The organism is Pannonibacter carbonis, from assembly GCF_003012935.1.
GTDB classification, from domain to species: domain Bacteria; phylum Pseudomonadota; class Alphaproteobacteria; order Rhizobiales; family Stappiaceae; genus Pannonibacter; species Pannonibacter carbonis.
Map to the genome: position 1 here is coordinate 19,167 of NZ_PUDR01000007.1, position 13,493 is coordinate 32,659.

General features: G+C 63.4%; 12 protein-coding genes. 6 read left to right on the plus strand and 6 right to left on the minus strand.

Going from position 1 to position 13,493, the window contains the following annotated elements:
• Window positions 1–7: 7 nt before the first annotated feature.
• The 3 genes from C8348_RS10985 to C8348_RS10995 are packed head-to-tail and all read right to left on the minus strand — an operon-like array spanning window position 8 to window position 2,967.
• On the minus strand, window positions 8–1,552 hold the full coding sequence (locus tag C8348_RS10985; RefSeq protein ID WP_106753388.1) for a tripartite tricarboxylate transporter permease: 1,545 nt from the start codon (window positions 1,550–1,552) through the stop codon (window positions 8–10).
• A 9-nt stretch (window positions 1,553–1,561) separates the two neighbouring features.
• Window positions 1,562–2,002, minus strand: coding sequence for a tripartite tricarboxylate transporter TctB family protein (locus tag C8348_RS10990; RefSeq protein WP_106753389.1), 441 nt, complete (start codon window positions 2,000–2,002; stop codon window positions 1,562–1,564).
• Window positions 2,002–2,967 carry a Bug family tripartite tricarboxylate transporter substrate binding protein gene (locus tag C8348_RS10995; protein WP_106753390.1) on the minus strand — a complete coding sequence of 322 codons (966 nt, stop codon included), beginning with the start codon at window positions 2,965–2,967 and terminating at the stop codon, window positions 2,002–2,004. The genes C8348_RS10990 and C8348_RS10995 overlap by 1 nt, the downstream gene beginning before the upstream one ends.
• Window positions 2,968–3,088: 121 nt before the next feature.
• Between C8348_RS10995 and C8348_RS11000 the strand changes: the two genes are divergently transcribed.
• From C8348_RS11000 to C8348_RS11010, 3 genes are read left to right on the plus strand one after another with little or no spacing between them, the layout of a single operon-like run.
• Window positions 3,089–3,754, plus strand: a complete 666-nt coding sequence (locus tag C8348_RS11000; protein ID WP_106753391.1) for a response regulator transcription factor — start codon at window positions 3,089–3,091, stop codon at window positions 3,752–3,754.
• Complete coding sequence (locus C8348_RS11005) at window positions 3,751–5,199, plus strand: sensor histidine kinase (RefSeq protein ID WP_106753392.1); 1,449 nt, start codon at window positions 3,751–3,753, stop codon at window positions 5,197–5,199. The genes C8348_RS11000 and C8348_RS11005 overlap by 4 nt, the downstream gene beginning before the upstream one ends.
• Window positions 5,196–6,314 carry an ABC transporter substrate-binding protein gene (locus C8348_RS11010; RefSeq protein ID WP_106753393.1) on the plus strand — a complete coding sequence of 373 codons (1,119 nt, stop codon included), beginning with the start codon at window positions 5,196–5,198 and terminating at the stop codon, window positions 6,312–6,314. The genes C8348_RS11005 and C8348_RS11010 overlap by 4 nt, the downstream gene beginning before the upstream one ends.
• A gap of 10 nt (window positions 6,315–6,324) precedes the next feature.
• Here C8348_RS11010 and C8348_RS11015 read toward each other — a convergent pair whose 3' ends face one another.
• The 3 genes from C8348_RS11015 to C8348_RS11025 all read right to left on the minus strand — a co-directional run bounded on the left by C8348_RS11015 (window position 6,325) and on the right by C8348_RS11025 (window position 8,933).
• Window positions 6,325–6,723 carry a hypothetical protein gene (locus C8348_RS11015; protein WP_106753394.1) on the minus strand — a complete coding sequence of 133 codons (399 nt, stop codon included), beginning with the start codon at window positions 6,721–6,723 and terminating at the stop codon, window positions 6,325–6,327.
• Between the two features lie 75 nt (window positions 6,724–6,798).
• The gene (locus C8348_RS11020; RefSeq protein ID WP_208983706.1) at window positions 6,799–8,649 is read right to left on the minus strand and encodes a sodium:solute symporter family protein; all 1,851 of its coding nucleotides are present in this window, start codon (window positions 8,647–8,649) and stop codon (window positions 6,799–6,801) included.
• 11 nt (window positions 8,650–8,660) lie between these two features.
• Window positions 8,661–8,933 (minus strand): DUF4212 domain-containing protein, encoded by a 273-nt coding sequence (locus tag C8348_RS11025; protein WP_106753396.1) that lies wholly within the window; start codon window positions 8,931–8,933, stop codon window positions 8,661–8,663.
• 252 nt (window positions 8,934–9,185) lie between these two features.
• Between C8348_RS11025 and C8348_RS11030 the strand changes: the two genes are divergently transcribed.
• From C8348_RS11030 to C8348_RS11040, 3 genes are all read left to right on the plus strand, one after another.
• The gene (locus tag C8348_RS11030) at window positions 9,186–9,812 is read left to right on the plus strand and encodes an esterase (RefSeq protein WP_106753397.1); all 627 of its coding nucleotides are present in this window, start codon (window positions 9,186–9,188) and stop codon (window positions 9,810–9,812) included.
• The gene (locus tag C8348_RS11035; protein ID WP_208983707.1) at window positions 9,809–11,974 is read left to right on the plus strand and encodes a DUF294 nucleotidyltransferase-like domain-containing protein; all 2,166 of its coding nucleotides are present in this window, start codon (window positions 9,809–9,811) and stop codon (window positions 11,972–11,974) included. The genes C8348_RS11030 and C8348_RS11035 overlap by 4 nt, the downstream gene beginning before the upstream one ends.
• 183 nt (window positions 11,975–12,157) lie before the next feature.
• Window positions 12,158–13,471 (plus strand): UDP-glucose dehydrogenase family protein, encoded by a 1,314-nt coding sequence (locus C8348_RS11040; RefSeq protein WP_106753609.1) that lies wholly within the window; start codon window positions 12,158–12,160, stop codon window positions 13,469–13,471.
• The last annotated feature ends 22 nt before the right edge of the window (window positions 13,472–13,493 follow it).

Genomic DNA, 13,493 nt, shown 5'->3' on the forward strand with positions numbered 1-13,493 from the left:
GCTTGTGTCAGTCCTTGTCGGCGATGTGGTCCGCCATGTGCTCGGTAGCAAAGGCCGGCGTCTGCGGCTTCTTGAGGAAATGACGCAGGAACATCGGCGCGACAAAGCCCAGCACCGCAGCCGTCCACAGGCCGATCGAGATGCCCGACGAGAACAGGTAGGTCCAGTCCCCATCCGACAGCACCATGGCCCGCCGCAGGCTGTCTTCCATGTGATTGCCGAGCAGGATCCCAAGGATCACCGGCACGGTCGGTATGTCGAGCTTGCGCAGGACATAGCCGAGCACGCCAAAGGCGACCATCATCAGCATGTCGAAGGACGAACCAGTCAGCGAGAAGATGCCGACGAAGGCGATCATGGTAATCCCCGGCAACAGGATATAGCCCGGCACAGACAGGATATAGACGAACACCCGCACCATCGGGATATTCATCACCAGCAGGACGATGTTGGCGATGAACAGCGAGGCAATCAGGCCCCAGACAATTTCCGGCCTTTCGGTAAAGAGCAGCGGACCCGGCGTGATGTTGAGTGTCAGCAGCAGGGCCAGCAAAACCGCCGTCGTTCCAGACCCAGGAACACCCAGCGTCAGCATCGGGATCAGAGCGCCGCCTGCGGCGGCATTGTTGCCAGCCTCGGGGGCTGCCACGCCGCGCGGATTGCCCTTGCCGAACGTGTCCTTATCTTTGGCAATGGCCTTCTCGCCGGCATAGGCGAGGAACGATCCGAGCGACGCCCCTGCACCGGGCAAGACACCGGCGATGAAGCCGACGAGTGTGGAACGCAACATTGTCCAGCGTGCCGCGAACAAGTCCTTCCACGGCATCGTCAACTTGCCGAGCTTGACACCAATCGCGCTGTTCTTGCCGTGACTCTCGATGAAGAAGAACACTTCCGCCACCGCGAACAGACCGACAATCGCGACGAGGAAGTCAATGCCATCAAACAGATGCATGTTGCCGAAGGTGAAGCGGGGCATGCCGGTGGTCTTGTCCAGCCCGACCATGGCCAGCGCGAGCCCGAGCGCGGCTGCCATGGCTGCCTTTGCCTGGTTGTTCGAACCAAGACCGCCGAGGGTACAGAACGCCAGCATGTAGAGGGCAAAATACTCCGCCGGTCCGAACTGATAGGCAACGCGGGCCAGCAGCGGGGCCATGAGTGCAAGACCGACGGTCGCAAGGAACGCACCGACGAAGGAGGCAACCGCCGAGATGGCCAGCGCGTCGCCTGCCCGGCCCTGCTTGGCCATCGGGTAGCCGTCGAGCGTCGTCATCATCGCCGGTTCATCACCGGGAATGTTGAGCAGGATCGACGAGATGCGTCCGCCATACATGCAGCCGTAATAGACAGCCGTCAGCAGGACCAGCGCCGACATGGCATCGAGCCCAAGGGTGAAGGAAATCGGGATCATCAGCGCGACGCCATTCGATGGCCCGAGCCCCGGCAGGGCTCCGATGATGGTTCCGAGGAAACAGCCGACGATTGCCAGGAACAGCGTGGTCGGCGTCAGCGCAATGGAGAATCCAAGCGCAAGGTTCGACAGGATATCCATGAGGTCTCCTTAGCCCATCAGGGCGCGCGGCAGCGCCACGAGGCCGAGGCCGAGGGCATATTTGAAGACAAGGAACAGGCCGATCCCGAGACCAGCGCCCGTCAGGGCGGCGGGCACGGGGCGCGGCGAAATCTGGAAGCTCAGCACACCGGCAGCAATCATGGTCGGCACGATGAAACCGAGCGGCCGCACCGACATGGCATAGAGGATCAGCAACGCCAGTGTCAGGGCCAGCTTCGCCAGCGTCGCTGAGCGGGGCCAGTCCGCATCCGGATCCGGCTGCAGCAGCATGGCAACTGCCGAAACCAGGATCACACCGCCAATGATGTAAGGAAACACCCTCGGACCGATCGGGTCGGAGAGAAAGCTGGTCTCGATGCCCGCGGCGCTGAGGAGATACCCCAGCGCCGCAAAGATCATGACCAGACCAAAGATCCGGTCGCCGCGCATTATTTGATGATCCCGATCTCGCGAGAAATGGTCTGGATTTCGGCAATGTTCTCGCCGACCCACTTCTCGAAGTCGTCACCGATCAGCGTGTAGGGAGCCAGGCCGTTGTCGGCCATGACCTTCTGCCACTGCGCCGACTCGGCAACTTTCTTCAGGCCGTCCGACCACTTCGCAAAGTCGGCATCGGAAATGTCCTTCGGGACATAGAACCCACGCCAGTTGACCGCGACCATGTCGATGCCCTGTTCCTTGGCTGTCGGAATATCCGGGAAAGCTGCAATGCGTTCATCGGCCAGGACAGCGACCGCGCGGACATCGCCTGACTTGATGAAACCGCTGATTTCCGAGATATCGCCAGTCATGGCTGCGGTGAAGCCGCCAACCGTCTGGGTGATCGCATCAGCTCCGCCGTCAACGCCGATGTACTTGATGGCGCGTGCGTCCTTGAAGCCGGCGCGGTCCATCAGCATCAGGACCTTGAGATGGTCAAAACCACCCACCGCCGAGCCGCCGGCAAAGGCCACCTTGCTCGGGTTTGTCTTCACCGCTTCCACCAAGTCGGCGAGTGTCTGCAAAGGGCTGTCCTTGGCAACGACGATCACGCCCGGATCACCGCCGAGTGTGCCGAGCCAGCGGACCTGGTCCGCTGTCATGCCGGAAAATGCGTTCTGGGCGAGGCGGGTGGTGGTGGCGGACGACGCGGCAATGATCAGGTCCGCATCAGAGCCCCGCTCGCCGACAACATGACCGTAGGCAACTCCGCCGCCGGCACCGGCCATGTTGGTCACCTGCACCGGGTTCGGCACGACGCCGATCTCATGCATGATCTGGCCAACCTGGCGGCAGGTGAAGTCCCAGCCCCCGCCCGGGTTGGCCGGAGCAATGCACTCGGTGGCGGATGCGCTGACGGACAGGCCTGCGACAAGCGCCGCGCCAAGCGCGAACGCCTTGAAAGTCGTTTTCATCCCTGGTTCTCCTCCCTGGGGAATGGATATGGCGCACGGGCTCCTCAGCCCCTTGCGTCCGCCATTCATTTGCGGGAAACCTGACACAAACCTGTCACAGGCTTTAACAACGGGTAAGACCTTGCGCTTTCTTCTGATCGAAGACCATGAAGACCTCGGCCGGTCCGTCCAGGAACGCCTGATGCTGGAGGGGCATGCCGTTGATCTCGCTCAGACTTTGGCCCAGGCGCGGGAGTTCCAGCAGGCCGCAGTCTATGACCTGGTGCTACTCGACATCATGCTGCCCGATGGCGATGGCCGCGTCTTCCTGACGAGCCAGCGCGAGGCCGGCAACACCACGCCGGTGATTGTCATGACAGCCCGCGCGGCCATCAGCGATCGGGTTGGCACCCTCGACATGGGCGCGGATGACTACATCACCAAACCTTTCGACTATGCCGAACTGGAAGCGCGCTGCCGCGCCATCCTGCGCCGTCGTGGCGGCGTCGCCGACACTCGCCATCGTCATGCCGACCTCACTTTCGATCCGCTCGCCGGAACCATCGAGGTCAACGGCGAGACCCGGGAACTGCGCAGCCGGGAACTGCGCTTGCTGGAGGTCTTCCTCGGGGCACCGGGCCGCATCCTGTCCAAGGACCACCTGTGCGACCGGCTGTTTTCCTTCTCTGAACCGGTCAGCGACAACGCCATCGAAGTCTATGTCGGACGCCTGCGCAAGAAACTGGCAGGCAGCCGCCTGCGCATCGACACCATGCGCGGCCTCGGCTATCGGCTGAGCGGAACATGACGACGGCCCGTATCGCACCGTCCCTGCGCCGCCGGCTGGTGATTCGCCTGCTGGCCATCGCCGGCATTCTCGCTGTCATCCTGTTTGTCGCCGTCCGCTTCAGCGCCGAGACCGCCTCCGAGACCACACTCGACGCGGTCCTCGGCGTTGCCACCGCCTCCATTGCCGATGACTTGCGCAGCGGCGAAAGCGGGGCAAGGGTCAGCCTGCCACCGGAAACCTTCTCGATGCTCGCCGCCATGGGCGAGGAACGGGTTTTCTACCGCATCCTGATCGGCGAGACGACGCTGACCGGCTACGCCGACCTGCCCCTGCCCCGCGACACACCGACCGCCGTTGCCCCGGTGTTCTATTCCCGCACCTACCGCGAGGCCGACCTGCGCCTGGCTGCGGTCTCGCGCAACCTGATCATCGACGGCCTGCCCGTGACTGCACTGGTGATTGTCGGCCAGACGCGGGAGGGCCAGCGCGTTATCGCCCAGCACCTGGCAAATCGGGCCGCCCTGCTCGGACTGCTGGTGTTTCTCCTGGCCATTCCAGCCAGTCTCGTGGCCGCCACCAGCCTGCTGCGCCCTTTGGACCGGCTTGCCGAAGCAATGACACGGCGTGGCCCGCGCGACCTCAGGCCGGTGCGCCATCCCGTGCCGGAGGAACTGGCCCCGCTGATCGGCGCCCTCAACAGTTTCATCGCCCGCCTGAAGTCCACCCTCGCCCAGACCGAGACTTTCATTGCCGAGGCCGCGCACCACATCCGTACGCCTCTTGCCACCTTGCGCAGTGAAGTCGAGTTGGCACTGCGCCTCGCCAAGGACGAGCCTATGCGCCAGCGCCTGCGCCGACTGCTGCGCACCGTCGATGAAGGCTCCCGCTCGGCAGGGCAGTTGCTGGACCACGCCACCGTCCTCTACCGTGCCGAGCAACAGGCCTTCGCCCGGGTCGACCTTGGCCAACTCGCTCGCGGCCTGGTGGATCGCTACCGCACCACGGCGGATCTCAAGGACATCCGGCTGCACCTCGACAAGCCGGCCGGTCTCCTGGTGGTCTCCGGTGACGCAGTGCTGCTGGAAGCGGCCCTGCGCAACCTGATCGACAATGCGATCAAATATTCCTCCGAGGAGTCCGACATCCACATCACCTTGTCGGCCACGGCGGAGATCGCCACGTTCCGGTGTCTCGATCAGGGCCGCGGTCTGGACGGCGCTGTGGCTGATGACCTGCGCGTCCGCTTTCAGCGTGGCAGCAATGTTGAGGACGTGGTCGGCTCCGGGCTCGGCCTGACAATTGTCGCCGAAGCGGTCGAAGCCATGGGTGGCAGCTTCAGGCTGGAGGCCCGCCCGTCCGGCGGCACAGCCGCGATCCTGTCCCTGCCCCTTGCACCAGCCGAATTGCGGACATCAGATCAGACCTCAGGCCCGGTCGCCCTGACAGCACAGGACACGCCATGACCCACTGCTCCGGACAGGCCGAGGTACGACGCTGGCCTTGCCAGCATCAGCTCGAACAGCGCCCCCCGACCGGGCGCTTCATCCGCTTGTTGCTGCTACTGCTGGTTGCGGCCTGTCTGCCCGGCTCGCCCACCCGTGCCTTTGAGATCGAGGCCGAACGTCTGTTTGGCAACCCCGGTGCGGCAACCCGCATCCGGGTCCTCTCGACCACGGATATCGCTGTTTTCGCCCCCGTCCTCGACGGCTTCATTGCCGCCCGGCCTGACATTGCCGTCTCCTATGTGGTGGCCTCCAGCCAGGAAGTGTTCACTGCGATTGATCGGGAGAAGGCATCGTTTGACGTGGTGATATCCTCGGCCATGGACCTGCAGATGAAACTTGCTAATGACGGCCGCGCGAGGCCACTGCCCGATGGCATCCTGGCCGGGCGGCCGGCCTGGGCAAGATGGCGGGACACGCTGGTCGCCGTGGCACAGGAGCCAGCCGTGCTGCTGATCGCCCGCGAGGCGCTGGACGGTGGCCTGCCGGTGCCGCGCAGCCGGCGCGATGTGATTGCATTGCTGCGCGATCACGCCGACCGGTTTCGCGGTCGCATCGGCACCTATGATCCAAAGGTCTCGGGCGCGGGCTACCTTTTCGCGACCCAGGACGCCCGGCTCAGCGAGACCTTCTGGCGCCTTGCCGAGGTGATGGGACGGCTGGACACGAAACTCTATTGCTGCTCAGCCAACATGATCGAGGCGATGCTCAGCGGCGAGTTGCTGCTGGCCTACAATGTCCTGGGCAGCTACAGCCGCAAGGATGACCTCTACCGCGACAAGATCATCCTCGTCGAACCGGAGGATTTCACCGTGACGCTGCTGCGCACGGCGTTGATCCCGCAGGAAGCCCAACGGCCGGCGGAGGGCGGTGCCTTTCTCGCCTATCTCCTGTCGCCCGCCGGCCAGTCCCTCGTGCTGGAGGCTGCCGGCCTGCCGTTGATCGATCCGCGTGTCTACGCGGAGAAACCGCATCTGCGGCCAATCCGGCTCGATCCTGGACTGCTGGCCCAGCTCGACAGCCTCACCCGCCAGGGCTTTCTGGACGAATGGCAGGCCGCGATGGATCAGCCGTGAGCGGGACCGCTCACGACATCAGCATCAGGTAGATGACGATGAACAGCGGCGGGACTTCGAGGAAAGCGTCCCCGAACAGGAACACCTTCAGAAAGAAGAAGAGGAAAGCCCCGTAAAGCGCCATGGCAAAAGGCATAAGAAAGCCTGGCGTGATTGGCGCAACCAGCGCCAGCAGCGGATCAGTGACTTTGCGCAGCACGACGAAGAAGGTGATGTTCCGGTCGGAACCGACCACGAATTCCAGCACACCGCGCGAAAACAGGAACGCGGCAATCGCGGTCAGGGCATAGGTCCCACCTAGCAGGACCGCCACTTCCCCCGGCATGCCGCCAAGGAGAAACGTTGCGATGGCCATGACATAGGTCCCGGCCAGAATGAAGATGCCAGTAATGGCCGACCCCTGCTGCATCTGGAATTCCCTTGGAGTTAAAAAGCGACGGGCGCAGGACCGTGAAGATCCTGCGCCCGATCTATAGCGGCAAACTCAGTGCCCGGCGACCATCATCGTGCCACCTTTCGGCAGCCGCAGGCGGTCGACGAAGTCCTGCATCTCCTGGCTTGGAGCCGGGGTCACCAGCGACACCACATAGGTGACGACGAAGGCCACAGGCACGCCGAAGATGCCGGCGGAGATCGCCTTGACACCGAACCAAGAGATCTCATCCCCGGTGCCCTTGACGAAATCGAAGCCGTACACATTGCCAATCAGGTAGTACATGGTGATGCCGAAGCCGGCGATCATGCCCATGATGCCACCTAGGTTCGTCGCACGCTTCCACCACACGCCCATGACGAGCGGGGCGAAAAGACCCGCAGCGGCGATGGAGAAGGCCCAGGCCACCATTGACAGGATGTCAGACGGCTTGGTGCGGGCGAGGAACGCGGCCGCAAGAGCAACGACGACCAGCAGGATCTTGGAGATCATCAGGCGACGCTTGGCATCGGCCTTGGGATCGATCATGCGATAGTAGACGTCATGCGACAGCGCGTTGGCGATGGCGAGCAGAAGCCCATCGGCGGTCGAAAGCGCGGCGGCAAAACCACCCGCACCGACGAGACCGACAACCCAGATCGGCATGCCGGCAATCGACGGGGTCGACAGCACGATCATGTCGTTGTTGAGCCTGAGTTCCGCGTAGGGGAAGCCGCCGACAAGACCCTTGGCCTCACAGGCCGCAGTGATGGCCTGTACGGTTTCAGCCTTCACACCGCAGATCGTTACCAGCTGATGGCCGGCAATCGAGCCCCAGTTCAGCATCCACTGCGGAATTGCCGAGAAGGCAAGGATGTTGCCCTCAGCACCTGCAAACAGGCTCATCAGGTTCATCTTCGAGAAGGCTGCATAGGCCGGAGCCGTGAAATACAGCAGGAAGATGAAGAACAGCGACCAGCCCACCGACTTGCGGGCTTCACGAACCGTCGGTGTCGTGAAGAAACGCATGAGGATATGCGGCAGTGATGCAGTGCCGACCATCAGGCAGAAGATCAGCGAGAAGAAGTCGAGCGGAGTATAGTTCTGGAAAGGTGCGACATAGGATTTCGCAATTCCCAGGACCTGTTCATACTCGGCAATCTTCGACAGGGCACCGCCGTAGGTGAGCTGCGGCAGCGGAATACCGAATGTGACGGTCGACATCCAGATTGCCGGCAGCAGATAGGCAACAATCAGCACGATATACTGAGCCACTTGGGTCCAGGTCACGGCCTTCATGCCGCCCAGCATGGAGCAGACGAGAATGCCGGCAAGCCCTGCAAACACCGCGTACTGGAAGTCAATGCCAAGGAACTGCGAGGCAATGATGCCAGAGGCATAGACCTGTGCGGTAATGTAGGTAAACGAGCAGGCAAACAGCACGATGATGCCGACCAGCCGCGCCGCATTGCCGCCATAGCGGGTGCCCAGGAAGTCTGGCACCGTGTAGGCACCGAACTTGCGCAGATACGGTGCCAGAAGCACCGCGACCAGCACATAACCGCCGGTCCAGCCAAGAACGAAGGCAAGGCCGTCATAGCCCAGCACGAACAGCGTGCCCGCCATGCCGACGAAGCTGGCACCGGACATCCAGTCCGCACCGGTCGCCATGCCGTTGTAGATCGCCGGAACCGAGCGGCCAGCGACATAGTATTCCGACACGACGGCGGTGCGCGACATGATGCCGATGAAGGCATAAATGCCGATGGTCGCGGCCATGTAGGACCACATGATGACACGCTCCGGGACGCCCAGCATCTCGAAGATCGCCATAAGAACGACAAACCCCGCAAACCCGCCGACATAGACCGTGTAGATCTTGCCCAGGTTTTCGGTGAAGTCCCCTTTCATACTCATTGCCATCTGGGGTCTCCTCAGTCTTCGGCTACGCCGAACTCTTCATCAATTGCGTTCTGCCGGCTCGAGAACCAGAAGATCAACACGACGAAGACGATTAGCGAGCCCTGCGCGGCCATGTAATAGCCGAGCGGGAAGCCCAGGATCACGACGCCATTCAGCGACGATACGAACATGTGAATAAAAAAGCTGAACACCGCCCAGACAGCAAGCGTAGTCCACATCAGACTGCTTGTCTTACGCCAGTGCGCCGCCGCAACTTCCGGTGGCAGTTTGTCGGTCAAGGTCATTCCTCCCGTTGGAGCACCTCGGCCGCCGGACCCGCCGCACCCCCTTACCTGGCGCGCCGCCTCCTGCCTCCCCGCAATATTCATGAACCGGCAAAGCACGGATGTCCCTGCTTCGCACAGCAACATAAAATATATTGCGTTGCCGAGATACTTGCGGGATCAGAATATTCCCTTCAAACTGCATAAGGGAAGTTATCCTAAAGACTAATCGGGCAGCCAAAACAAGGCATTGTCCTAAGGGAGCGGAAGCAAGTGCTTGACTTCATTGGATCTATTTTGCCGAAAAGGCGCCGTTCCGACTGGACTGCCGCAGTAGAAACCATCCGTGCCGGCGCGGCCTTCCTCGCGCAGGGCTCCAGCTACTCCTACTTGCGCGCCCGAACCCTCCTCGCCGGCCCCAAGTTGTTCCAGGACGAGGGATTCGGTTTTGCCCTGCAGATCTGCAAGTGGGAAGGCTTTGCGGTTGCAGCGCAGGATCTGATCCTGATCATGGAAGCTGAAATGCGGGAAAACCTGCCAGAGGATCCGGTCGTCCGGGCCACTGGCCTGTTGCAGCTCTACCGGGACGTGCTTGCGTCCGAAGCCATCCCCGAGCACCGCAAGGACCGCGGCTGGGACGAAGCCATCGCCGAGTTCGAGGCGCGGTTGCCGGTGTTCATGGAGCGGGCGCCGCTGAAACCGGATGCCATCTGTACCGCCACGGCCCTTCGGCTTCTGGACCACGCGCCCATCACCGACGATGTCCGCGAAGCTGACAAGATCATGGTGCTGAACAACGTCGCCTTCCGTTTCATCGATTATCAGGCAACCCTGCGCAAGCGGCTTGACCTTGTCGGTTTCGCCCGCGAGCTCTCCGGCAAGATGGACGTTGCAGCTTGAAGCGGATCCCGCTCTCTGCCCCGGCGCTTGGTGGCCTGACGCCCCTGATCGCGCTCGATGTCGTGGTTCTCGACACCGAGACCACCGGCCTCGATATCCGCAAGGACCGCATCGTTCAGATCGGCGCCGTGCGCATGTACGGCCGCGAGATCCTGGCCAGCGAAGTGTTCAATATCCTCGTTGATCCACAGATGCCGATCCCTGAAGTGGCGCAGCGCATCCACGGGCTCGGCGATGGCGATGTTGCCGGACAGAGGACGATTGCCGAAGTCCTGCCGGAACTGGCCGCCTTCATCGGCGGTGCCGTGGTGGTGGGGCATTCGATCCATTTCGACCTGGCAATCCTGCGCCACGAGGCGGAACGCACGGGGACAAACTGGAAAGATCCGCTGGCCCTCGACGTGGCGTTGATGATCGCCGGGCTGGATCCCGCCCTGGTCGACACCTCACTCGACAGTCTCGCCCTCAGCCTCGGCATCGACATCAAGGGCCGCCACACGGCGCTCGGCGACGCCTTCGCCACCGCCGAGGTCTATGTCGGCCTCCAGCCACGCCTTATTGCCAAGGGCATCCGCACGCTGGCAGAGGCAGAAAATCTCTGCCGCAAGCCGACCGGCCTGATCGCCCGCCAGGAGGAAGCGGGCTGGTTCAACCGGCCGAAGGACAAGCGCGACTTCGCCCAGGCCGTTCTGCGCAGTGGCTCGCGCAAGGCCATCGACAGTTACCTCTATCGCAACCGCCTGTCTGATGTCATGAGCAGTCCCCCGATCAGCCTTCCGCAGACAGCGCCATTGTCGGCCGCAGCTTCCCTCATGGCAGAGCGGGGCATTGGCTGCCTGATCATCGACCGGGACGGCGAGGACCCGGGCATCCTGACCGAGCGTGATGTCCTCCATGCCCTGGCGCAGTCCGGAGCCGGCGCACCGGATCTCATCGTCAGCACACTGATGACGGCTCCGATCATTTCCGCGCCGGCCGACACGTTTCTTTATCGCGCCCTCGGCCTGATGGCCCGGCGCAACCTGCGCTATCTTGGCGTCACCGATGGCGGCGGCCGCGTGTCGGGCATCTTCACCTTGCGCACGTTGTTGCGGGAACGTGCGCTGGCGACACTGACCGTTGGTGACGAGATTGCTGCCGCAACCCGGCCACGCGATCTGGCCAAGGTCCAGTCCGCACTGCCGGCCCTGGCCAGCGGCCTGCTCGACGACGGCCAGGATGCCCGCAGTGTCTGCGCCATCATCGCGGCAGAAGGCAAGGCCATGACCGCCCGCGCAGCGGAACTGGCCGAGGCAGAGCTCATCGCCGCCGGTGCAGGTCCCGCTCCCGCCAACTATGCCCTTCTTGTTCTTGGCTCGGGCGGGCGCGGCGAAAGCATGCTGGCGGCAGACCAGGACAATGCGCTGGTCATCGACAATGCCTATCCCGGCGACCTCGACAGCGCCGACGACTGGTTCACGCGCTTTGCGGGCCGGATCAACGAGATACTGGACCGCGCCGGCATTCCTTTGTGCTCCGGCGGCGTGATGGCTCGCAACCGCACCTGGCGGCGCAGGCTGTCGGAATGGGAAAGCCAGCTGGCAGACTGGGCCAGCCACCCTTCCCCCCAGTCGCTGCTAAATGTCGACATCTTCTATGATTTCACCCCGGCGCATGTGTCCGGCAGTGGTGGTGCACGTCTTGCGGAATCCTTGCGCGTGCATGCCATGGACACCGCCCGCGGATCGCTCGGCATGCTGCGGGCGCTTGGCGAAACCGCCGCAAGCCACGGCCCGCCACTCGGCCTTTTCGGCCGCATACGCAAGGATGATCAGGGGCGCGTTGACCTGAAGGCCGGCGGCCTCCTGCCGCTTGTTGCGGGCGCCCGGACTATCGCCCTTCGCTACGGCATTACCGATCTTGCCACCCCGCGCCGCCTTGTGGCCGCAGCAAGCGCCGCGCATCGGTCCGAGACCGATGCCGACCTTCTCGCCAACATCCACGGATTCCTGATCCGCCTCGTCCTGACGCAGCAGATCGCTGATCTTCAGGCGGGTATACCTCCATCCAACAGGGTGGAGATCGCCCGGCTCAGCCACCGCGACCAGGATGAACTGCGCGAGGCGCTCGGCCGCATCGACCTGATGTCCCACATGCTGCGGGACATCCTGCAGGGCATCTGACATCGCATCCGTGTCAGCGCCGAATTGAAACCGACATGAAACCCGGCTAACACCGTCGCCGGGCTCGTCGGACGTCCCGGCCACGCCGCTGGTTACCCTGTGTGGTCGAAGATGGAACGCCACTCGGTTGCAGCCCCGTTGCCCGGACAGGCAATGCCCTGGTCCCGCGTTCAGGATTTTGACATGAAGATTGCGATGATCGGCTCCGGCTATGTGGGCCTGGTTTCTGGTGCCTGCCTTGCCGATTTCGGCCATGAAGTGACCTGCGTCGACAAGGCCGTCGACAAGATCGAGGCGCTGAAGCGCGGCGAGATCCCGATCTTCGAGCCGGGCCTCGACCAGCTGGTCGCCACCAACGTCAAGGCCGGGCGCCTTTCCTTCACCACCGATCTTGCCGGCCCCGTCGGTGACGCCGATGTGGTGTTCATCGCCGTCGGCACCCCGTCGCGGCGCGGCGATGGTCATGCGGATCTCTCCTATGTCCATGGCTGCGCCCGTGAGATTGCCGCGGCCGTGCAGGGCTTCACCGTCGTCGTCACCAAGTCGACCGTGCCGGTCGGCACCGGCGACGAGGTCGAGCGCATCATCCGCGACACCAACCCGGACGCCGATGTGGTGGTCGTCTCCAACCCGGAATTCCTGCGCGAAGGTGCGGCCATCGGCGACTTCAAGCGCCCGGACCGCATCGTCATCGGCATCGAGGACGAGCGCGCCCGCGAGCCGATGACCGAGGTCTACCGTCCGCTCTATCTCAACCAGGCCCCCCTGCTCTTCACCGCAAGGCGCACGTCGGAGCTGATCAAATACGCCGGCAACGCCTTCCTCGCCATGAAGATCACCTTCATCAACGAGATGGCGGACCTGTGCGAGCGCGTTGGCGCCGATGTGCAGGACGTGGCACGCGGCATCGGCCTTGACGGCCGCATCGGCTCGAAGTTCCTGCATGCCGGCCCCGGCTATGGCGGCTCGTGCTTCCCGAAGGACACGCTGGCCCTCGTCAAGACCGCGCAGGACCATGACAGCCCGGTGCGCCTGATCGAGACGACGGTGGCGATCAACGACCAACGCAAGCGCGCCATGGCGCGCAAGGTGGTGGCGGCGGTCGGCGGTGACCTGCGCGGCAAGACGATCGCCATTCTCGGCCTCACCTTCAAGCCGAACACCGACGACATGCGCGAGGCCCCCTCGCTCTCGATCATCCAGGCCTTGCTGGATGGCGGCGCCACCGTGCGCGGCTATGACCCGGAGGGGATGGAGGCGGCGAAGGGCCTGCTCGACACCGTGACCTACACGAAGGACGCCTATGACTGCGCCACCGGCGCGGACGCCCTCGTCATTGTCACCGAATGGGACGCCTTCCGCGCCCTCGACTTCCCGCGCCTCAAGACCGTGATGAAAGCCCCGGTCCTCGTCGACCTGCGCAATGTCTACAAGGCCGCCGACGTCACCCGGCACGGGTTTGCCTATGCAAGCGTGGGACGGGGGCGCGAAGGTTGAGCTTGACGCGAGCCCGCGTGCC